Source organism: Lelliottia nimipressuralis (assembly GCF_004402045.1).
Taxonomy (GTDB): domain Bacteria; phylum Pseudomonadota; class Gammaproteobacteria; order Enterobacterales; family Enterobacteriaceae; genus Enterobacter; species Enterobacter chinensis.
On record NZ_SOMG01000016.1, the window covers coordinates 254,255 to 276,448 of the forward strand.

The following is a 22,194-nucleotide window of genomic DNA, read 5'->3' on the forward strand; positions in this document are numbered from 1 at the left end:
GTGTCCAGCACGCAATGTGTTAATGATGTAGCCGTGATAAAGAGGTAGCACCTTGTTTAAAGCGTTTGTTTTGTTTTTCGCCCTCTGGGTACCTGTCACTCAGGCAGACACCGGTTGGCAACCCGTTCAGGAAACTATTCGTAAAAGCGAAAAAGATACCCGCCAATATCAGGCTATTCGTCTTGATAATGGCATGACCGTACTGCTGGTTTCCGATCCGCAGGCGGTAAAATCGCTCTCTGCACTGGTGGTGCCGATTGGGTCGCTGGAAGATCCTGAAACCCATCCTGGGCTTGCACACTATCTGGAACATATGACGCTGATGGGGTCAAAAAAATACCCGCAGCCAGATAGCCTGTCTGAATTTCTCAAGATGCATGGCGGAAGCCACAATGCCAGCACGGCACCGTACCGCACGGCCTTTTATCTTGAAGTCGAAAATGATGCGCTGGAAGGAGCGGTCGATCGCCTTGCTGATTCCATCGCCGCCCCGTTGCTGGATAAAAAATACGCCGACCGTGAACGCAATGCGGTGAATGCCGAGCTGACCATGGCCCGTACGCGAGACGGTATGCGCATGGCCCAGGTGAGCGCCGAAACCATCAACCCTGCACACCCGGGTTCGCGTTTCTCCGGCGGTAACCTGGAGACGTTAAGCGACAAACCGAACAGCCCGGTGCTTGATGCCCTGCACGCGTTTCGCGATAAATACTACTCCGCCAACCTGATGAAAGCGGTCATCTACAGCAACAAACCGTTGCCAGAGCTGGCCGACATGGCGGCCAAAACGTTTGGCCGGGTGCCAAATAAAAACATCGACCTGCCGCAAATAAATGTTCCGGTGGTGACGGATGCGCAGAAAGGCATTGTGATCCACTACGTGCCCGCCCTGCCGCGCAAAGTGTTGCGCGTTGAATTCCGCATTGATAACAACACGGCGCAGTTTCGCAGTAAAACAGATGAGCTGGTGACCTATCTGATTGGTAACCGTAGCCCGGGTACACTTTCTGACTGGCTGCAAAAACAGGGGCTGGTTGAAAGTATTCGCGCTGACTCCGATCCGGTGGTGAACGGTAATAGCGGCGTGCTGGCGATCTCCGCCACCCTGACCGACAAAGGGCTGGCAAACCGTGATGAAGTGGTAGCGGCGATCTTCAGCTACCTCTCTTTACTGCGTGAGAAAGGCGTCGATAAACACTATTTTGATGAACTCGCGCACGTGCTGGATCTTGATTTCCGTTACCCGTCCATTACCCGCGACATGGATTACGTGGAGTGGCTGGCGGATACCATGATTCGCGTGCCGGTGGAACACACCCTCGACGCGGTCAATATTGCCGACCGGTATGATGCCGATGCGGTAAAAGCGCGCCTGGCGATGATGACGCCGGAAAATGCCCGTATCTGGTACATCAGCCCGAACGAACCGCATAACAAGACGGCTTATTTTGTCGATGCCCCCTATCAGGTGGATAAAATTAGCGCTCAGACCTTCGCCGACTGGCAGAAGAAGGCTGGTGAGATTGCGTTGACGCTGCCGGAGCTGAACCCCTATATTCCGGATGACTTCTCGCTGACCAAAACGACTAAAGATTATCCACACCCGGCGCTCATCATTGATGAGCCGACGCTGCGCGTGGTCTATACCCCAAGCCGCTATTTCGCCAGCGAGCCAAAGGCCGACGTCAGCGTGGTGTTACGTAACCCGAAAGCGATGAACAGCGCCAAAAATCAGGTGATGTTCGCACTCAATGATTATCTCGCCGGGATTGCGCTCGATCAGCTTAGCAACCAGGCGGCTGTTGGAGGGATTAGTTTCTCCACCAACGCCAACAACGGTTTGATGCTCAATGCAAACGGCTATACCCAGCGTTTGCCTCAGCTGTTCCAGGCATTGCTGCAGGGCTATTTCAGCTACACGCCGACCCAGGAGCAGCTTGAGCAGGCCAAATCGTGGTATGCACAGATGATGGATTCTGCGGAGAAGGGCAAAGCTTACGATCTGGCGCTTATGCCGGCGCAAATGCTGTCGCAAATTCCCTATTTCCAGCGGGAAGATCGCCGCGCCTTACTGCCTTCTATCACGTTAAAAGACGTGCTGGCCTACCGTGACGCGCTGAAAACCAATACGCGTCCGGAGTTCCTGATTGTCGGTAATATGAGCGAGGATCAGGCCAAAACGCTGGCGGAGAACGTGCGCACTCAGCTCGGTTCGAAAGGTGACGAGTGGTGCCGCAACCAGGATGTACTGGTTGAGAAAAAACAGAATGTGATATTTGAAAAGGCGGGTAATAGCACGGATTCCGCCCTGGCCGCGGTATTTGTGCCAACGGGTTATGATGAATTCTCCAGTTCGGCACAGAGTGCCGTGCTGGGCCAAATTATTCAGCCGTGGTTCTATAACCAGTTACGCACGGAAGAGCAGCTTGGCTACGCGGTGTTCGCTTTCTCCATGAACGTCGGTCGTCAGTGGGGGCTGGGTTTCCTGCTGCAAAGCAGCGATAAACAACCGGCGTATCTCTGGAAGCGTTATCAGGCTTTCTTCCCGCAGGTGGAAGCAAAACTGCGTGCCATGAAGCCGGAAGAGTTCGCCCAGATCCAGCAGGCCGTCATCGCGCAGGTGATGCAGCCGCCGCAAACGCTGGGTGAAGAAGCCTCGCAGCTGAGCAAAGATTTCGATCGCGGTAATCTGAAATTTGATTCGCGTGATAAAGTAGTGGCCGAGATAAAACAGCTGACGCCGCAGAAAGTTGCCGACTTCTTCCATCAGGCGGTTATTAAACCGCAGGGAATGACGATTCTGTCTCAGGTTTCCGGTAGCCAGAACGGGAAAACGGAGTACGTTAACCCGCATGGCTGGAAAGTCTGGAAGAGCGTCAGCGCGCTGCAGCAATCTATGCCCTGGAGTAAGAAAGAATGACCGATACCGCTGAGCCCCTTGATCCCTTACGTTTACCTCTGCAGGGTGAACGATTGATTGAAGCCTCAGCGGGAACGGGAAAAACCTTCACCATCGCCGCGCTCTATCTGCGCCTGCTGTTAGGGCTCGGCGGCAACGCCGCTTTTCCCCGTCCATTGAGCGTGGAGGAGCTGCTGGTGGTGACCTTCACCGAGGCCGCCACCGCAGAGCTACGCGGCCGTATTCGCGCCAATATCCACGAGCTGCGCATCGCCTGTCTGCGTCAGAGTACGGATAACCCCCTCTACGCCAGTCTTCTGGAAGAAATTACCGACAAGCAGCAGGCCGCACAGTGGCTGCTTCTGGCCGAACGGCAGATGGACGAAGCGTCCGTCTTCACCATTCACGGTTTTTGCCAGCGCATGCTGAGCCTGAATGCGTTTGAGTCAGGCATGCTGTTTGAACAGCAGCTCATTGAAGATGAAACCGTGCTTCGCTATCAGGCCTGCGCGGACTTCTGGCGTCGCCACTGCTACCCGTTACAGCGTGATATCGCCGAAGCGGTACACGCGCTGTGGAAAGGCCCTGAAGCGCTACTGCGCGCGATCGATCGCTATCTTCAGGGGGAAGCGCCAGCGATCAAATCTCCGCCGCCGGCGGATGAAACCCTGGCGTCACGCCACGAAAAAATCATCGCGCGAATTGTCGACATCAAGCAAAAATGGATTGAGTCAGTCGGCGAAGTTGACGCAATCATCGAAAATTCCGGCATTGACCGTCGTAAGTTTAACCGCGGCAACCAGGGGAAATGGATCGACAAGATCAGCGCCTGGGCGCAGGAAGAGACGCGGGGCTACCAGCTCCCGGACGCGCTGGAGAAATTCTCCCGGCGTTTCCTGGTTGAGCGAACCAAACCTGACGGTATTGTGCCCGAGCATCCCCTGTTTGAGGCGATTGAAATCCTGCTGGCTGAGCCCTTAACGCTCAATGACCTTATGATCGTCCGCGCCATGACGGAGATCCGCGAAGCCGTCGCCCGTGAGAAACGCCGCCGCGGTGAACTGGGATTTGACGATATGCTGAGCCGCCTCGATGCGGCGCTGTGCAGTGAAAATGGCGAAGCGCTTGCCGCTGCGATTCGCACCCGCTTTCCGGTGGCGATGATTGACGAATTCCAGGATACCGACCCTCAACAATACCGTATTTTTCGCCGTATCTGGCGCCAGCAGCCCGGCACCGCGCTGCTGTTAATCGGCGATCCTAAACAAGCCATCTACGCCTTCCGCGGTGCGGATATTTTCACCTACATGAAGGCCCGCAGCGAAGTTGAGGCACACTACACCCTGGATACCAACTGGCGTTCATCTCCGGGCATGGTGGAAAGTGTCAATGCGCTGTTCAACCGCATGGATACGGCGTTTATGTTTCGGGAGATCCCGTTCCAGCCGGTAAAGTTTGCTGAGAAAAATGCTTCGTTGCGCTTCGAATTTAACGGCGAGACGCAACCGGCCATGCGCTTCTGGCTGCTGGACGGGGAAGGCTGCGGCGTCGCCGACTATCAAAATGCTATGGCCCAGCACTGCGCCGCGCAAATCCGTGACTGGCTCAGTGCGGGCGCTCGCGGCGAGGCGGTACTCTGGAAAGGCCAGGATGCACTCCCTGTAAAGGCATCGGATATCACAGTGCTGGTGCGTAGCCGTCAGGAGGCCTCGCTTATCCGTGATGCCCTGACGTTACTGAATATTCCTTCCGTCTACCTTTCAAACCGCGATAGCGTCTTTGAAACGCTGGAAGCGCAGGAGATGCTATGGCTGCTGCAGGCCGTGCTGGCCCCGGAGCGGGAAAGCACGCTGCGCAGCGCATTAGCCAGCGCGATGCTCGGGCTGAACGCGCGTGATATCGATGCGCTCAACAATGACGAGGCCGCGTGGGATGCCGTGGTGGAAGAGTTTGTTCACTACCGGGAGAAATGGCAGAAGCGCGGCGTGATGGCAATGGTGCGTGAGCTTATGGCGCAGCGTCACATTGCGGAGAATATGCTGGCGACAGCGGGCGGCGAGCGTCGGCTGACCGATATTTTACATATCAGCGAACTCTTGCAGGAAGCGGGCACTCAGCTGGAGAGCGAACACGCTCTGGTGCGCTGGCTGGCGCAGCAGATTGCCGATCCGAACAGCAATTCGTCCAGCCAGCAGATGCGCCTTGAGAGCGATAAGCATCTGGTTCAGATCGTCACCATCCACAAGTCAAAAGGGCTCGAGTATCCGCTGGTCTGGCTGCCGTTTATCGCCAATTATCGCGTGCAGGATCAGGCCTTTTACCACGATCGCGAGTCGTTCGAGGCGGTGCTCGATCTCAGCAACGCGGAGTCCAGCGTTGAGCTGGCAGAGGCCGAACGTCTGGCGGAAGATTTACGTCTGCTTTACGTGGCGCTGACCCGTTCGATCTGGCACTGCAGCCTGGGCGTTGCACCTCTGTTCCGCCGTCGTGGCGAAAAAACAGGGGAGAGCGATTTTCACCTGAGCGCGCTGGGGCGCCTTATTCAGCGTGGTGAACCCAAAGACGCAGTGGGCCTGCGGCAGTGTATCGAATCGCTTTGCACAGAGCATGTTGCCCTGCATATTCCGGAACGGCCTGATAATAACCGCTGGCAAATGCCGGAGTCGCATGAGTCAGAGTTGTATGCCCGCCAGGTTGTCCGCACGATTGCCGATGACTGGCGTGTTACCAGCTACTCAGGTTTACAGCAGCACGGACAGAGTATTGCGCAGGATCTGATGCCAAAACTGGACGTGGATGCGGCGGGGACCGGTAGCGTACCCGTTGAGCCGGTGCTTACGCCGCACCAGTTCCCGCGCGGCGCCTCTCCGGGCACGTTTTTGCACAGCCTGTTTGAAGAGCTGGATTTTACCCAGCCTGTCAGTGAAGAGTGGGTGCTGAAAATGTTACAGAGTGGAGGCTATGACGCGCAATGGCAGCCGGTTCTGCGTGACTGGATCCACGCTGTTCTGCACGCTCCGCTCACGGAGCAGGGGATCGCCCTCAGCCAGTTGACCGCCAAAGATAAACAGGTGGAGATGGAGTTTTATCTCCCCATCGCCAGCCCGCTAAGGGCCGAGGCGCTTGATGCGCTTATCCGCGAGTACGATCCGTTATCCGCCGGGTGCCCGCCGCTGAATTTCCGCCAGGTGCAGGGGATGTTAAAAGGCTTTATCGACCTGGTTTTCCGCCATCAGGGGCGTTATTACCTGCTGGATTACAAATCGAACTGGCTGGGTGAAAACAGCGAAGCCTATACCCAACAGGCGATGGCATCAGCCATGCAAATGCATCGCTACGATCTGCAGTATCAGCTTTACACCCTGGCGCTACACCGTTATCTGCGCCATCGCATCGCTGATTACCGCTACGAAGACCATTTTGGCGGCGTAATTTACCTGTTCCTGCGCGGCGTGGATGCTAACGACCCGCATTCCGGCGTCTTTAGTACGCGTCCGGCTACGGAACTGATTGAAAAAATGGATAACCTGTTTGCTGCAAGCACGGAGGAAGTGGCATGACGATGCAGTTACTACTGCTGGAAGCGGTTGAACAACGATTACTGCGCCACCTTGACGTGCAGTTCGCCATGATGGTGGCTGGCGAAGAGCCTGCCGTGATGCTCGCCGCCGCGATTCTGAGTAAAGACGCGGGGGAAGGGCACGTGTGTCTGCCTCTGTCGCGTCTGGCGGTGGACGAGAAAATGCCGCCGGCTTTACAGGCCTGTTTCGCTCTGCTGGGTGAAACCGTGAACTGGGAAGCTGTATTACTCAGTTCACCTGCCGTTAGCGGAACCGATACCGGGACGCCGATGATCCTTATCGGCGAGCGTCTGTATCTTAACCGGCTGTGGCGTAACGAACTGACGGTAGCGCGCTTTTTCAGTGAGACCAACGCCCCGCTTCCCTGCGATGAAGCGCAGCTTCGACAGGTGCTGGATACGCTGTTTACCTCTGATGACGCAACAGACTGGCAGAAAGTAGCGGCAGCCGTGGCGTTAACGCGACGGATCTCGGTCATTTCTGGCGGCCCGGGCACCGGGAAAACGACCACCGTGGCAAAACTGCTCGCTGCGCTGATTCAGCTATCGGGTGAGCAAAAATGCCGTATTCGCCTGGCGGCCCCGACCGGTAAAGCGGCGGCCCGTCTGACGGAGTCGTTAGGCGGCGCGCTGCAAAAACTGCCTCTTACTGCTGATCAGCTTGCGCTTTTCCCCAACGAAGCCAGCACGCTGCACCGGTTGCTTGGCGCACAGCCTGGCAGCCAGCGTCTGCGTTATCACGCCGGTAATCCCCTGCACCTTGATGTGCTGGTGGTGGATGAGGCATCGATGATTGATCTAACGATGATGTCGCGTTTGATTGATGCGTTGCCGCCCCACGCGCGCGTCATTTTTCTCGGCGATCGCGATCAGCTTGCCTCCGTGGAGGCGGGAGCCGTATTGGGTGATATCTGTACGTATGCCAGCCTGGGGTATACCGCTGAACGCGCGCAGGAGTTGGCCCGACTTACCGGGTGTTCGCTCGTCTCAGAAAACCATTCCCTTGCGGGGGCGCTGCGCGACAGTCTGTGTCTGCTGCAAAAGAGCTACCGTTTCGGCAGCAGCTCCGGTATCGGCCAGCTTGCGGCAGCGGTGAACCGGGGTGACCGGCACACAACCTGCGCGGTATTTGACGGCACCTTTACGGATATTGAGAAAAAATCGCTGCAAAGCGGAGAAGAGTATCAGGCGATGCTTGATGATGCCCTGCTGGGGTATCAGCACTTCCTGACGGGCGTACAACAGCAAGGCTCGCCAGAGCAGGTGATTGCCGCATTTGGCGAATACCAGTTGCTCTGTGCGCTGCGAGAAGGGCCATTTGGCGTCAGCGGCCTGAACGACAGGCTGGAACAGCTGCTGGCGCAAAAGCGTAAAATATACCGTACCCCGCATTCGCGCTGGTATGAAGGGCGTCCGGTGATGATCTCCCGCAACGACAGCGCGCTGGGGTTGTTTAACGGGGATATCGGGGTTGCGCTCGATCGCGGTCAGGGGCTACGCGTCTGGTTTCAGATGCCGGACGGTAGCGTGAAGTCTTTCCAGCCCAGCCGTTTGCCTGAGCATGAAACCGCATGGGCGATGACGGTGCATAAGTCCCAGGGCTCCGAGTTTAACCATGCGGCGCTGATCCTGCCCACGCAGCTTTCACCCGTCATTACCCGCGAACTGATCTATACCGCCATTACCCGCGCGCGTCAGCGCCTGTCGCTGTATGCAGATGAACGGGTGCTGGTGCAGGCGATCGCCACCCGAACGGAACGCCGAAGCGGGCTGAGTGCGATATTTGAGTCCCTCTGAACGACGCCAGAAATACAGGCCGGGTAAGCGCAGCGCTACCCGGCAAAGGAGATATTATCCCAGGTCAGCCATCAGCACTTTTGAGCGGCGCTGATAGTTGTACATCTCTTTCTTCGTTTCCGGCAGAGAATCGATATCTACAGGCGTAAATCCGCGCTCCTGGAACCAGTGAATACTGCGCGTCGTCAGAACGAAAAGCTTGCTCAGGCCCATCTGGCGCGCTTGCACTGCCACGCGCTCAAGCAGCATTTCGCCGCGCGAAGAGCTTCGGTAATCAGGGTGCACCGCCACGCAGGCCATTTCACCGATCTTCTCTTCCGGGAACGGATAAAGGGCGGCGCAGGCAATGGTCAGGTTATCGCGCTGAATAATGGTGAATTTGTCGATCTCCATCTCCAGCTGCTCGCGCGAACGACGCACCAGAATACCCTGCTGTTCGAGCGGGCGGATCAGCTCAAGAATGCCGCCGATGTCATTGATGGTGGCGCGGCGTATCTGCTCCGCACTCTCCATCACAATCTGGGTGCCGATACCATCGCGGGAGAACAGCTCCTGCAGCAGGGCCCCGTCTTCCTGATAGCTGATCAGGTGGCTACGGCGCACGCCGCTGCGGCAGGCCTTCACCGCACCACGCAAAAAACGCACGGTACCTGAGTGGTAGTCTCCTTCTTCCTCCAGGGCTTCCACACGGGCCTGGGCTTCATTTGGGAAGAGTTCTGGCACGATCGCTCCTTCATCGTTCACGACCCCCTGGGAGGAGCAAAATCCAATCATTTTCTCTGCCTTCAGCTTGATCGCCAGCTGCGTGGCAATCTCTTCTGAGGTGAGGTTAAAGCTTTCACCGGTGACGGAAACCGCCACCGGGCCCATCAGCACGATGGCACCACTGTCCAGCTGGCGGTGAATGGCTTCTTCATCAATACGACGAATGCGGCCGCTGTGGCAGTAATCGACGCCATCGTCCACGCCGAGCGGCTGGGCAATGATAAAGTTGCCGCTCACGACGTTGATATGCGCCCCCTGCAGCGGCGTGTTGTTCAGGCTCATCGACAGGCGAGCCGTAATATCCAGCTGCAGCAGACCCGCCGCCTGTTTCACCAGTTCCAGGGTTTTCGCGTCCGTCACACGGGTGTGTTTGTGGTAAATCGGCTCGTGGTGATGAGCGGCCAGGTTGGCATCAATCTGCGGACGCGCGCCATAGACCACCACCAGGCGGATCCCGAGGCTGTGCAGCAGGCCAATGTCATTGACGATGCTGGAAAAATTTTCATGCTCAATGGCTTCGCCGCCAAGCATGATGACAAACGTTTTTCCCCGATGGGCGTTGATATAGGGAACAGAATGGCGGAATCCCTGGACCAGTTCGGTTCTACGTTCCTTCACCATGGCACAACCCTTAATGAATGTTTATTCGTAATTTCTGTATTTTTATTCGATTGTGGGCGTGTGTGCAAGCGCAAATTTTCCGCGACCCACAGAAATTGATAAGTAATCCGTGCGTTAGCGTATGATTGTTTACCCTTTTATAGATGACAGTTTATGCGTCATTCGTTAAAGTTTTCGGTCAATCTGGACATTTTGTATATCAGTCAGTGTTCTTGCTCGGGAGAAGCATGTCGGGATCCAATTCAGCAATAAGCCGCCGCCGTTTGTTAAAAGGGGCCGGGGCAATGTGGTTGCTTAGCGTCAGTCAGGTCGGCCTTGCCGCCACGAGTCAGGTAGTGGCGGTGCGCGTCTGGCCGTCGTCGACCTATACGCGCGTGACGGTCGAATCCAATCGCGTGCTGAAATATAAGCAATTTGCCCTCAGTAACCCTGAACGTGTGGTGGTGGATCTCGAAGGCGTTAACCTCAACTCCGTGCTGAAAGGTATGGCGGCGCAGATCCGCGGCGACGATCCGTTTATTAAATCGGCGCGCGTCGGGCAGTTTGATCCGCAAACCGTGCGCATGGTATTTGAGCTGAAGCAGAACGTTAAGCCGCAGCTGTTTGCCCTCGCGCCTGTCGCCACGTTCAAAGAACGTCTGGTGATGGATCTCTACCCGGCAAATGCGACGGATATTCAGGATCCTCTGCTTGCGCTGCTGGAGGATTACAACAAAGGCGATCTGCAGCGTCAGGTTCCGCCTGCACAAAGCGGCCCGCAGCCGGGGAAAGCAGGGCGCGATCGCCCGATTGTGATCATGCTCGATCCTGGCCATGGCGGCGAAGACTCAGGTGCGGTGGGCAAATATCGCACGCGTGAAAAAGACGTGGTGCTGCAAATTGCCCGTCGTCTGAAGGCGTTGATTGATAAAGAAGGCAATATGCGCGCCTATATGACGCGTAATGAAGACGTCTTTATTCCGCTGAAAGTCCGTGTGGCGAAAGCGCAGAAGCAGCGCGCAGATTTGTTCGTGTCGATCCATGCGGATGCGTTTACCAGCCGCCAGCCAAGCGGCTCGTCAGTGTTTGCGCTCTCAACTAAAGGCGCGACCAGTACCGCAGCAAGATTTCTGGCTGACAGCCAGAACGCCTCTGACCTCATTGGTGGCGTGAGCAAAAGCGGCGACCGCTACGTCGACCACACGATGTTCGATATGGTGCAGTCGCTGACCATTAACGACAGCCTGAAGTTTGGTAAAGCGGTGCTGGGCAAGTTGGGCAATATCAATAAGCTGCATAAAAACAGCGTTGAACAGGCCGGGTTTGCGGTACTCAAGGCACCTGATATCCCGTCTATTCTGGTAGAAACCGCGTTTATCAGTAACGTTGAAGAGGAGCGTAAGCTCAAGACGGCAAAATTCCAGCAGGAAGTTGCGGAGTCGATTCTGGCGGGGATAAGGGCGTATTTCTCTGACGGGGCGACGCTGGCGCGACGCGGGTAAATCTTTCAGCCGGGTAAACGCCCGGCAAATTCACAGACGACAGATACAAAAAAACACCCTTGAGGGTGTTTATTGTTTTTAGAAGTATTGGTTGCGGGGGCCGGATTTGAACCGACGACCTTCGGGTTATGAGCCCGACGAGCTACCAGGCTGCTCCACCCCGCGTCCGTGGATGCGCACTATACTCGGATAGGTTTGTGATGCAACCCCTTTTTCACATAAATCATGATTTTGTATGCAAATTGAACGACATGGCCCTGTTTGGACTATTTTTTGCGCAAAATTTGCCAAAGGGCATGCGATCGCATTTCATTAGCCCTGGCGGTTTGTTATCTTCATCACGCGGAAATGGGCAACTTAAAGACGAGATATAATGAAAGGACGTTGGGCGAAGTATCTGATGGCGGGCGCAATGGTAGCGATTCTTGCGGCCTGTTCTTCCAAACCGACCGATCGCGGTCAACAGTATAAAGACGGGAAGTTATCCCAGCCTTTCTCTTTAGTTAATCAGCCTGATGCTGTCGGCGCACCGATTAATGCCGGTGATTTCTCCGAGCAGGTCTACCAGATCCGCAACGCGTCGCCGCGTCTGTATAGCTCACAGAACAGTGTTTATAGCGCGGTACAGGACTGGCTGCGTGCGGGCGGCGATACGCGCAACATGCGCCAGTTTGGTATCGATGCCTGGCAGATGGAAGGGGCCGATAACTACGGCAACGTTCAGTTTACCGGCTATTACACTCCGGTTATCCAGGCACGGCACTCCCGTCAGGGCGAGTTCCAGTATCCTATCTACCGTATGCCGCCAAAACGCGGCCGTCTGCCGTCACGCGCCGAGATTTACGCCGGTGCGCTGAGCGAAAACTACGTTCTGGCCTACAGCAACTCCCTGATGGATAACTTCATCATGGATGTACAGGGCAGCGGCTACATTGATTTCGGCGATGGTTCGCCGCTTAACTTCTTCAGCTATTCTGGTAAAAACGGCCACGCCTATCGCAGCATCGGCAAGGTGCTGATCGACCGCGGCGAAGTGAAGAAAGAAGACATGTCGATGCAGGCGATCCGCGAGTGGGGCGAAAAACACAGTGAAGCCGAGGTGCGTGAGCTGCTGGAGCAGAACCCGTCGTTCGTCTTCTTCAAACCGCAAAACTTTGCCCCGGTGAAAGGGGCCAGCGCCGTTCCGCTGATTGGCCGGGCGTCGGTGGCATCGGATCGTTCCATTATCCCTGCGGGTACTACGCTGCTGGCGGAAGTGCCACTGCTGGATCATAACGGCAAATTCAACGGTCAGTATGAGCTGCGTCTGATGGTGGCGCTGGATGTGGGCGGGGCGATTAAAGGCCAGCACTTCGATATCTATCAGGGAATTGGCCCGGATGCTGGCCACCGTGCAGGCTGGTATAACCACTACGGACGCGTATGGGTGCTGAAAGCAGCGCCTGGCGCCGGAAACGTATTCAGCGGCTGATTGTGGTATTCTGAGCGGAATACGGATTACTGTTCAGGGTGAGGAAAAACCTCACCCTTTTTACATCTGAGGTTTTATGTCTGTGGTAATCAGCGATGCCTGGCGCCAGCGTTTTGGCGGTACGGCACGTCTCTATGGTGAAAAAGCCCTGCAGCTGTTTGCGGATGCGCATGTCTGCGTCGTGGGCATTGGTGGTGTGGGGTCGTGGGCGGCAGAAGCGCTGGCGAGAACCGGTATTGGCGCAATCACGCTGATTGATATGGATGACGTATGCGTCACCAACACCAACCGTCAAATCCATGCCTTGCGTGATAGCGTCGGCCTGGCAAAATCTGAGGTCATGGCGGAACGTATTCGCCTGATCAACCCTGAATGTCGGGTAACGGTGATTGATGATTTTGTGACGGCAGATAACGTCGCCGAATACATGAGTAAAGGCTATAGCTATGTGATTGACGCCATCGATAGCGTGCGTCCAAAAGCGGCGCTGATCGCGTACTGTCGTCGTTACAAGGTTCCGCTGGTGACGACCGGCGGCGCGGGCGGGCAAATCGATCCGACGCAGATCCAGGTGGCCGATCTGGCGAAAACCATTCAGGATCCGCTGGCGGCCAAGCTGCGTGAACGCCTGAAGAGCGACTTTAACGTCGTGAAGAACAGCAAAGGCAAGCTGGGCGTTGACTGCGTGTTCTCGACCGAAGCGCTGGTCTACCCGCAGGCGGATGGTTCAGTCTGCGCGATGAAAAGCACCGCGGAAGGGCCAAAACGAATGGATTGCGCCTCAGGCTTTGGCGCGGCCACCATGGTGACCGCTTCCTTTGGCTTTGTGGCGGTGTCTCATGCTCTGAAGAAGATGATGGCGAAAGCTGAACGTCAGGCCTGAACCTGACGTGCGGCATCCTGCACGGCTTCGCTTAGTGCAATGAGGCCCTGGCCGCGCGAGGCGCTCAGCTGCGCGCGCAGTCCCAGCTCATCAAAGAGCGCCAGCGGCGAGTGCGTCAGCAGTTCCGCCGCGCTTTTTCCCTCTATGGCGGTTAACAGTACCGCCAGCAACCCGCGTACGATACGTCCTTCGCTGTCGCCAAAGAAATGCAGCTTCTCGCCAGAGACGCTTACGCCCAGCCAGACGCGGTTCTCACAGCCTGCGATCTCTTTTGCCTGCGCTCTGAATTCGTCAGACAGGGTCGGCAGTTGCTTGCCGAGAAGGATCAGCTGGCGATACTTATCCTCCCACTGCGAAAGCGGGGCGAAGGTCTGCTTTAAGGTCTCTTCTGTGATGACGGTGCCAAACGGATGTCCGGCTAAATCTGCGTGAGTCATTAATCCACCAGTATCTCAAGGGCGCGATCGACGGCCGCAACCAGCGCGTCGACGTCACTTTGCGTATTGTAGGGCGCAAACGAGGCGCGCAGCGTACCGCTCACGCCAAGCGCCGCCAGAAGCGGCTGGGCGCAGTGCTGGCCGGCACGCAGGGCAATGCCGTACCCGGCCAGCAGCGTCACCATGTCGCTATGATGCACGCCCGCAAAATCAAAGGCGAGCAGGCTCGAGTCCTGCACGCGGAACGAGCGGAAACCCGGGCGCTTTTTAAGTTCTTCCTCTGCAAGCGTAGCCAGTCCCCGGCTCCAGCTTTCAGCCTGAATAATGTCTGTTTCAGCGAGCCATTCAAGTGCGGCGCTGAGGCCAATGACGCCGGCCACGTTCGGCGTACCCGCCTCCAGACGGTAAGGTATCTCCTGAGTTTTAAAGCCCTCGAAGGTCACTTCGGTAATCATTTTGCCGCCACCGAGCCACGGCGTCATTTGCGCCAGCAGTTCCGGCTTACCGTACAGGGCCCCAATACCGGTTGGCCCGTAGAGCTTATGTCCTGAGAAGGCATAAAAATCGATATCAAGCGCCTGCACGTCTGCAGGGAAATGCACCACGCCCTGCGCGCCGTCGACCATCACGACCATGCCGCTGGCATGCGCGATGCGAATGGCCTGAGCCAGGTCCGGGCAGCCGCCGGTGACGTTCGACATTTGCCCGAGCGCCAGAATGCGGCTGCGGGGGGTAATCAGCTCAGGGAGGCGGGCCACATCAGGCAGAAGGTCTGCACCCAGCGGGAGTTTGACCACGCGTGCACCCGTTTGCTCGGCCACCATCAGCCAAGGCACCAGGTTGGCGTGATGTTCCGCTTCGCTAACGACGATCTCATCGCCCGGCTGAAGCAATGGGCGCGCGTAGCACTGGGCCACCATATTGATGGCCTCGGTCGTGCCGCGCGTCCAGACGATGTTTTTCCCGCTTTCGGCATTAATCAGGCGCGCGACCTGATCGCGTGCGGCTTCATAGCGTGCGGTTAATCGCTGCGCTTCGGCAAACTGGCTGCGATGCACGTTGCCAGCACTGAGGCTGTAGAACTGCTGCGTCGCCTCAATCACCGCTTGTGGCTTAAGGGCGGTGGCGGCGCTATCAAGGTAAATACCGGCATCGGCCAGCGCCGGAAACTGGGCGCGGAACTGCGCAGGACTGAAAGCGTTCATGGGATTCCTCATATCAATAATGCGATCGTCGCGCAATTTCAGCGGCAGGGCAAGGAGGTTGATATCTATCAGAATTGTCTGTTTATCCCAATGACCCTGAAAAAGCAGGTTATGCTAAATAGTGTTAGGCGGATGTTTTAGCCTGTTATAAATCGAGGTTTGAATAGCATTAATTGCTAAAGGAGAATAATCATGAATAAGACAGCTGCAATCATTTCTGCCTGTGCGTTTACTTTTGCCCTGAGCGCCTGTTCTGGTAACAACTACGTGATGCACACCAACGATGGTCGTTCTATCGTTTCGGAAGGGAAACCGACAACCGATAACGATACCGGGATGATTTCATACAAAGATGCTAACGGGAACAAGCAGCAGATCAACCGCACGGACGTGAAAGAGATGAAAGAGATCGAGCATTAACAGATCGCAGGCGAAAAAAAAGCACCGCAAATTGGCGGTGCTACATTAATCACTATGGACAGACAGGGTAAATGTACAGGAAGTGAAAAATTGGTAGCGTTGCTACCGTGGTCTGAATCGCAGACCAATTGCAAACACAACAACACAACATCACAACCGTAAGCCAAAAGCCCTTCAGAACACGCATTCCGAAAAAAGCTCTTCGTTCCGGCTCAGGAAGTGCCGCCACTATAGGTATTTGCTGGTAGTTCCTCAACGGACAAATTATAATGGCTCAGATAAAAAAAACTAATAGGTTAAACGTTGTTTCCTGTTTGTTAAATTCCGTTAACATCTAAGCCAGATAACCATGTCGAAGCGATTGCCACCCCTCAATGCATTACGTGTTTTTGATGCAGCAGCACGTCACCTGAGCTTTACCCGCGCAGCAGATGAGCTTTTTGTGACACAGGCAGCAGTAAGTCACCAAATCAAGTCTCTGGAGGATTTTCTGGGCCTTAAGCTGTTTCGTCGACGCAACCGATCGTTGCTGTTGACCGAAGAGGGGCAGAGTTATTTTCAGGATATTAAAGACATTTTTTCCCAGCTTACTGAAGCCACGCGTAAGCTTCAGGCCCGTAGTGCTAAAGGTGCCCTGACTGTCAGTTTATTGCCCAGTTTTGCCATTCAATGGCTGGTGCCCAGACTCTCAAGCTTTAACTCAGCTTATCCGGGGATCGACGTTCGAATCCAGGCGGTGGATCGTCAGGAAGACAAGCTGGCCGATGATGTGGACGTCGCCATTTTTTATGGTCGCGGTAACTGGCCGGGCTTGCGCGTCGAGAAATTATACGCAGAATATCTCCTGCCGGTCTGTTCTCCCCTGCTGTTAACGGGCGATAAGGCGCTGAAGTCACCCGCTGACCTGGCTAAGCATACGCTTTTGCATGATGCATCTCGCCGCGACTGGCAAACTTATACCCGTCAATTAGGTCTTACTCATATAAACGTGCAGCAGGGACCCATTTTTAGCCACAGTGCGATGGTGTTACAGGCTGCCATTCACGGGCAGGGCGTGGCGTTGGCGAACAACGTCATGGCGCAGTCCGAAATTGAGGCAGGCCGTCTGGTTTGCCCTTTTAATGATGTACTGGTCAGCAAGAATGCGTTTTATCTGGTTTGTCATGACAGTCAGGCAGAACTGGGTAAAATAGCCGCTTTCCGGCAGTGGATACTGGCGAAAGCGGCAAGCGAGCAAGAAAAATTCCGCTTCAGGTATGAGCAATAACGTTTGTGTGCCGGGCACGCATCAATTCAGGACTTAAACATGACCAGCCGATTCATGCTGATTTTTGCCGCGGTGAGTGGCTTTATTTTTGTTGCACTGGGCGCCTTTGGCGCACATGTATTAAGCAAGTCTTTGGGCGCAGTAGAGATGGGCTGGATCCAGACCGGCCTTGAATATCAGGCGTTCCATACGTTGGCTATTTTTGGGCTGGCGGTGGCGATGCAGCGCCGTATCAGCATCTGGTTTTACTGGAGCAGCGTCTTTATGGCGCTGGGCACGGTGCTTTTCAGCGGCAGCCTTTACTGTCTGGCACTTTCGCATTTACGCCTGTGGGCGTTTGTTACACCTGTCGGCGGCGTCAGCTTCCTGGCGGGTTGGGTATTAATGTTTATCGGAGCTATCCGTCTGAAACGCAAGGGCGTTGTTCATGAATAAGGTTGTTTTATATTGTCGCCCGGGGTTTGAGAAAGAGTGCGCCGCGGAAATTACCGACAAAGCGGCAAAGCGCGAAGTCTTCGGCTTTGCACGCGTGAAAGAGAATGCGGGCTATGTGATATTCGAATGCTATCAGCCTGAAGATGCCGATAAGCTGGCGCGCGAACTGCCGTTCAGCTCGCTGATCTTTGCCCGCCAGATGTTTGTCGCGGGCGAGCTGCTGAAGGATCTTCCGCAGGAAGATCGCATCACGCCAATCGTCGGCATGCTGCAGGGTGTGGTGGAGAAGGGCGGCGATCTGCGCGTTGAAGTCGCGGATACCAACGAAAGTAAAGAGCTGATGAAGTTCTGCCGTAAGTTCACCGTGCCGCTGCGTGCGGCGCTGCGTGATGCGGGCGTGCTGACGAACTACGAAACGCCGAAGCGTCCGGTGGTGCATATCTTCTTTATCGCGCCGGGCTGCTGCTATACAGGCTATTCGTATACCACCAACAACTCTCCCTTCTTTATGGGCATCCCGCGTTTGCGCTTCCCGGCCGATGCGCCAAGCCGTTCCACGCTCAAGCTGGAAGAGGCGTTCCACGTCTTTATCCCGGCGGATGAGTGGGATGAGCGTCTGGCAAACGGCATGTACGCCGTCGATCTCGGCGCGTGCCCGGGTGGCTGGACCTATCAGCTGGTGAAACGCAATATGTGGGTATCGTCCGTTGATAACGGCCCAATGGCGCAAAGCCTGATGGACACCGGGCAGGTCACCTGGCTGCGTGAAGACGGCTTCCGCTATCGCCCGAACCGTAACAACATCTCGTGGATGGTGTGCGATATGGTTGAGAAACCGGCAAAAGTGGCCGCGCTGATGGCCTCCTGGCTGGTGAACGGCTGGTGTCGTGAGACGATTTTCAACCTCAAGCTGCCGATGAAAAAGCGCTACGAGGAAGTCTCTCAGAACCTGGCATACATTCAGGAGCAGATGGACGAACACGGTATTAACGTGGTCATTCAGGCGCGTCAGCTGTACCACGATCGTGAAGAGGTGACGGTGCATATTCGTCGCTGGTGGGCAGCCGTAGGCGGGCGTCGCGACGAGCGATAGTACATGCCTTGTTTTGCCCGGTGGCGCTGCGCTTACCGGGCCTACAAAACCGTATAGTCGTTTTAGCGTTCTAACCGCAACTGCTGTAAATTCCCGTCCAGCTGCAAATCCGTCTGTAGCGTCGCCACATCCCGGCAGATAAACGCCATCTCTTTATGCGCTTCCAGCTTCTTGCGCCATTTTTCCGGTACCTCATCCAGCCTGGCGTATATCCCCTCCAGACTCTGAAAATCCGTCAGTAACTGGGAAGCACTCTTCGGCCCTATACCTGCCACCCCCGGCACTTTCGAGCTACTTATCCCCGCCAGACCCCAGTAGTCGGGAAGTTGCTCAGGTGAGACACCAAACTCGCTGGCGATAAAGGGGGCATCAAGCCAGCGCTTCTGGAAGTAATCGCGAATGCGGATCGTGGGGGAGAGGAGCTGACAGTAGCCTTTATCGGTTGAGACGATCGTCGCCTGATGCCCGGCGCTGGCAACCTTTACCGCAAGCGTCGCCGCCAGGTCGTCAGCCTCATTGCCGTGCGCACCCCAGCAGGGAACGCCGCGTTGTTCAAAGGCGGCACGGATAACGGGCATTTCGGCGTGCAAATCATCGGGCATCGGCGCGCGTCCTGCCTTGTAGTCTGGCAGGCGCTGATGTCGCCAGCCGCTGTTACGTGCTTCATCATCAAAAACGGCCACGACGTGTGTCGGTTCGCTGTGGCGGATAAGTTGCTCCAGCGCATGCAGACAGGTGTCCTTACAGGGCGTGCCTTGTACCGCATGGATCCGGCGAATCAGGTTGAGCGCGTCGACGATAAGCAAATGAACAGCCACAGATAATCTCCCTTAAATCTAATGGGTAAAGGGTATCACTGTCGGCAGGAGGAAACGAATAGCGTGAGGAAAAACAGGAAGAAGCCTCGCAAAACGAGGCTTCCTGAGAGGCTTAATCGCAGGTCACGATCTTCATCGCCAGGCCGCCGCGAGAGGTTTCGCGGTATTTGGCGTTCATATCTTTACCGGTTTCGTACATGGTTTCGATAACCTTATCGAGACAGACGCGCGGCTCGCTGGTGCGGCGCAGCGCCATACGTGCCGCGTTGACCGCCTTCACGGAGGCAATCGCGTTACGCTCGATGCACGGTACCTGTACCTGTCCGGCAACCGGGTCACAGGTCAGTCCCAGGTTATGTTCCATGCCGATTTCGGCCGCGATGCACACCTGTGTCGGGCTTGCACCCAGCAGCTCTGCCAGACCCGCCGCCGCCATGGAGCACGCCACGCCGACTTCACCCTGACAGCCCACTTCCGCACCGGAAATGGACGCATTCATCTTGTACAGGGAACCAATCGCGCTGGCGACCAGCAGGTAGCGCGCCAGAGAGTTCGCGTTCACTTCACGGATAAACTTGTCGTAGTACGCCAGCACCGCTGGAACGATGCCGCAGGCACCGTTGGTCGGCGCAGTGACCACACGGCCACCCGCAGCGTTCTCTTCGTTCACCGCCAGGGCGAACATATTGATCCAGTCGACGACCGCCATCGGGTCCGTTGTCGTTTTGTCGGTGCTCACCAGCATACGGCGCAGCGCTGCTGCACGACGCGGCACGCGAAGCTTGCCCGGCAGAACGCCTTCGGTGGTGATACCGCGCTCAATACCGCCGCGCATCACTTCCCAGACGCTAGTGAAGTGCTGTTCCAGCTCTTCTTTACTGTGCAGAGCCAGCTCGTTTTTCATCATCAGACCGGAGAGGGACAGGCCCGTCTCCTGGCAGTGACGCTGGAGATCCGCCGCCGTTTTGTACGGATACGGCACCTCGACAGATGAGGTATTGGTTTGACCAAAGTGGTCTTCGTCAACGATAAAACCGCCGCCGATAGAGTAGTAAGTCTGGCTGTATACCGCTTTGTCGCCCGCCAGCGCAGTGATACGCATACCGTTTTCGTGCAGCGACAGGTTGTCGGCATGGAAATTCATGCAGTGGTCAACCGGGAATTCCACTTCGTGTTCGCCGTTTGCCAGCAGCAGGCGACCGTGAGTATTGACGTCCTGGATGAAGCCTGGGATCGCATCAATATCAACGGTATCCGGCAGATTTCCCGCCAGGCCCATAATAATGGCGATATCGGTATGGTGGCCTTTCCCGGTCAGGGAAAGCGAGCCGTACACATCGACAACCACGCGGGTGATGTCGTGCAAGATGCCGCGTGCAATCAAGTCATCCGTGAACTGCTTACCGGCTTTCATTGGTCCGACGGTGTGAGAGCTGGAAGGACCAATACCGATTTTGAAGATATCGAATACGCTAATCATGATGCGTCCATTGCTTTCAGTCAGAGAGGAAGGAGTGCGCCGTCCGGGGACGGCGCGGGTGATAATCAGAACATGGTGTACAGGGAGTAGAAGATCGCAGAGATAGCGATAAGCCCCATGATAACCACAAAGACGTTGCTTACATGACCGCTGTACTTACGCATAGCAGGGACTTTCTGAATCGCGTACATCGGCATCAGGAACAGAATCATCGCGATGATCGGGCCGCCCAGGGTTTCAATCATGCCCAGGATGCTTGGGTTCAGCGTTGCTACCGCCCAGGTGGTGAGCAGCATGAACAGTGCAGTGATTTTGTTCAGCTTGCTGATTTCAATGCTCTTGCCTTTACCGCGCAGAGATTTAATCACCATACCGTTGAAGCCTTCACGTGCGCCCAGGTAGTGGCCAAGGAAGGATTTGGTGATGGCGATAATCGCGATGATAGGTGCCATCCACGCAATCAGCGGTGCGTTAAAGTGGTTCGCCAGGTAAGACAGAATAGAGATGTTCTGCTCTTTCGCTGCCGCCAGATCCGCCGGAGCGAGGCTCAGTACGCAGCTGAAGACGAAGAACATAACGGTCAGTACCATCATGATGTGAGCGCGTGCCAGGATGCTGGAGCACTTCTTCTCTGCGCCATTACCGTACTCTTCACGTTTCGCAACGGCGAAAGAAGAGATGATTGGAGAGTGGTTAAACGAGAAGACCATCACCGGAATCGCCAGCCAGAGGGTCATCAGCAGGCCGTTACCGGTTGCAGATGCGCTGCTCAGGGACAGGGTTTCCAGCGCTGCACCGTTCCACTGTGGGATCAGGTAGCAGGCCAATACCATCAGAGCAATCACGAACGGGAAGACCAGTACGCTCATCGCTTTCACAATCATCTGCTCACCGAAGCGCACGATGGTCATCATGCCCACAATCAGGATCAGAGACAGAATCGCACGCGGAGGCGGCGTCATGTGCAGCTGGTGCGTCATGAAGCTTTCAACTGTGTTGGTGATCGCCACGCTGTAGACCAGCAGGATTGGGTAAATCGCGAAGAAGTAGAGCAGAGTAATCAGTTTACCTGCGCCAACGCCGAAATGCTCTTCAACCACTTCAGTGATGTCTTCACCCGGATTTTTACCGGACAGCACAAAGCGGGTCAGACCGCGGTGTGCGAAGAAGGTCATCGGGAAAGCAATGATAGCCATGATGATCAGCGGGATCAGACCGCCGACGCCTGCGTTGATAGGAAGGAACAGTACACCAGCGCCGATTGCTGTGCCGTAAAGGCCAAGCATCCACATGGTATCCGTTTTGCGCCAACCACTTCGGGATTCAATCGAAGCAACGGTGCTGGTTTGAGTGGTTTCCATCTGTATCTCCTGGAGGAAGCAAATTGTCAGGTTTCTAGTCAAATCCGATGAAAAAGTGCCTGACGGTAATATGAAATTCGTTCAGTGACGGTTTTTTAATAATTTTCACCCGTAACTATTGGCGGGCGGAAAGATACATTCTAGTTATGAATCTATCAGTGATCCTGATCCCAAATGCAAT

16 protein-coding genes and 1 tRNA gene are annotated in these 22,194 nt (G+C 55.7%); 10 read left to right on the plus strand and 7 right to left on the minus strand.

Features of this window, described 5'->3' with window-relative positions; all coding sequences use genetic code 11:
- Window positions 1-52 precede the first annotated feature (52 nt).
- Genes ptrA through recD form a run of 3 tightly spaced genes read left to right on the plus strand, consistent with a single transcriptional unit; the run spans window position 53 to window position 8,276 of the window.
- Window positions 53-2,920 carry a pitrilysin gene (ptrA, locus tag E3U32_RS11340; RefSeq protein WP_134348862.1) on the plus strand — a complete coding sequence of 956 codons (2,868 nt, stop codon included), beginning with the start codon at window positions 53-55 and terminating at the stop codon, window positions 2,918-2,920.
- The gene (gene recB, locus E3U32_RS11345; protein ID WP_134348863.1) at window positions 2,917-6,459 is read left to right on the plus strand and encodes an exodeoxyribonuclease V subunit beta; all 3,543 of its coding nucleotides are present in this window, start codon (window positions 2,917-2,919) and stop codon (window positions 6,457-6,459) included. Before ptrA ends, recB begins: the two co-directional genes overlap by 4 nt.
- Window positions 6,456-8,276 carry an exodeoxyribonuclease V subunit alpha gene (gene recD, locus E3U32_RS11350; RefSeq protein WP_134348864.1) on the plus strand — a complete coding sequence of 607 codons (1,821 nt, stop codon included), beginning with the start codon at window positions 6,456-6,458 and terminating at the stop codon, window positions 8,274-8,276. The genes recB and recD overlap by 4 nt, the downstream gene beginning before the upstream one ends.
- A gap of 54 nt (window positions 8,277-8,330) precedes the next feature.
- On the opposite strand, the gene argA is transcribed toward recD, so the two are convergent.
- Window positions 8,331-9,662 carry an amino-acid N-acetyltransferase gene (gene argA / locus E3U32_RS11355; RefSeq protein ID WP_134348865.1) on the minus strand — a complete coding sequence of 444 codons (1,332 nt, stop codon included), beginning with the start codon at window positions 9,660-9,662 and terminating at the stop codon, window positions 8,331-8,333.
- Window positions 9,663-9,889: 227 nt separating this feature from the next.
- Between argA and amiC the strand changes: the two genes are divergently transcribed.
- The gene (gene amiC, locus E3U32_RS11360; protein WP_134348866.1) at window positions 9,890-11,143 is read left to right on the plus strand and encodes an N-acetylmuramoyl-L-alanine amidase AmiC; all 1,254 of its coding nucleotides are present in this window, start codon (window positions 9,890-9,892) and stop codon (window positions 11,141-11,143) included.
- 88 nt (window positions 11,144-11,231) lie between these two features.
- Here the strand turns inward: amiC and E3U32_RS11365 are convergent.
- Window positions 11,232-11,308, minus strand: a tRNA-Met gene (locus E3U32_RS11365).
- Window positions 11,309-11,516: 208 nt separating this feature from the next.
- On the opposite strand from E3U32_RS11365, the gene mltA reads away from it, so the two are divergent.
- Window positions 11,517-12,614, plus strand: a complete 1,098-nt coding sequence (gene mltA / locus E3U32_RS11370; protein WP_134348867.1) for a murein transglycosylase A — start codon at window positions 11,517-11,519, stop codon at window positions 12,612-12,614.
- Window positions 12,615-12,690: 76 nt separating this feature from the next.
- Entirely contained in the window at window positions 12,691-13,497 is an 807-nt protein-coding gene (gene tcdA / locus E3U32_RS11375) for a tRNA cyclic N6-threonylcarbamoyladenosine(37) synthase TcdA (protein ID WP_008499651.1), read from the plus strand.
- Here tcdA and csdE read toward each other — a convergent pair.
- Together csdE and csdA are read right to left on the minus strand one after the other, a co-directional pair.
- Entirely contained in the window at window positions 13,488-13,934 is a 447-nt protein-coding gene (gene csdE, locus E3U32_RS11380; RefSeq protein ID WP_134348868.1) for a cysteine desulfurase sulfur acceptor subunit CsdE, read from the minus strand. The two genes, tcdA and csdE, sit on opposite strands and share 10 nt — an antisense overlap.
- Complete coding sequence (csdA, locus tag E3U32_RS11385; RefSeq protein WP_134348869.1) at window positions 13,934-15,139, minus strand: cysteine desulfurase CsdA; 1,206 nt, start codon at window positions 15,137-15,139, stop codon at window positions 13,934-13,936. The genes csdE and csdA overlap by 1 nt, the downstream gene beginning before the upstream one ends.
- Window positions 15,140-15,331: 192 nt before the next feature.
- Here csdA and E3U32_RS11390 point away from each other — a divergent pair, with 192 nt between their 5' ends.
- The 4 genes from E3U32_RS11390 to rlmM all read left to right on the plus strand — a co-directional run bounded on the left by E3U32_RS11390 (window position 15,332) and on the right by rlmM (window position 18,354).
- Entirely contained in the window at window positions 15,332-15,559 is a 228-nt protein-coding gene (locus E3U32_RS11390; protein ID WP_008499648.1) for a YgdI/YgdR family lipoprotein, read from the plus strand.
- 349 nt (window positions 15,560-15,908) lie between these two features.
- Window positions 15,909-16,826: a glycine cleavage system transcriptional regulator GcvA gene (gene gcvA, locus E3U32_RS11395; RefSeq protein WP_134348870.1), complete on the plus strand. Its 918-nt coding sequence runs from the start codon at window positions 15,909-15,911 to the stop codon at window positions 16,824-16,826.
- A 39-nt stretch (window positions 16,827-16,865) separates the two neighbouring features.
- Window positions 16,866-17,261 carry a DUF423 domain-containing protein gene (locus E3U32_RS11400; RefSeq protein ID WP_028014272.1) on the plus strand — a complete coding sequence of 132 codons (396 nt, stop codon included), beginning with the start codon at window positions 16,866-16,868 and terminating at the stop codon, window positions 17,259-17,261.
- Entirely contained in the window at window positions 17,254-18,354 is a 1,101-nt protein-coding gene (gene rlmM, locus E3U32_RS11405; protein WP_134348871.1) for a 23S rRNA (cytidine(2498)-2'-O)-methyltransferase RlmM, read from the plus strand. Before E3U32_RS11400 ends, rlmM begins: the two co-directional genes overlap by 8 nt.
- 62 nt (window positions 18,355-18,416) lie before the next feature.
- Here rlmM and xni read toward each other — a convergent pair whose 3' ends face one another.
- The 3 genes from xni to E3U32_RS11420 form a co-directional block, all read right to left on the minus strand.
- Window positions 18,417-19,172 carry a flap endonuclease Xni gene (gene xni, locus E3U32_RS11410; protein WP_134348872.1) on the minus strand — a complete coding sequence of 252 codons (756 nt, stop codon included), beginning with the start codon at window positions 19,170-19,172 and terminating at the stop codon, window positions 18,417-18,419.
- A 112-nt stretch (window positions 19,173-19,284) separates the two neighbouring features.
- Window positions 19,285-20,652 (minus strand): L-serine ammonia-lyase, encoded by a 1,368-nt coding sequence (locus E3U32_RS11415; protein ID WP_134348873.1) that lies wholly within the window; start codon window positions 20,650-20,652, stop codon window positions 19,285-19,287.
- 65 nt (window positions 20,653-20,717) lie between these two features.
- Window positions 20,718-22,013, minus strand: coding sequence for an HAAAP family serine/threonine permease (locus E3U32_RS11420; RefSeq protein WP_134348874.1), 1,296 nt, complete (start codon window positions 22,011-22,013; stop codon window positions 20,718-20,720).
- Window positions 22,014-22,194 lie beyond the last annotated feature (181 nt).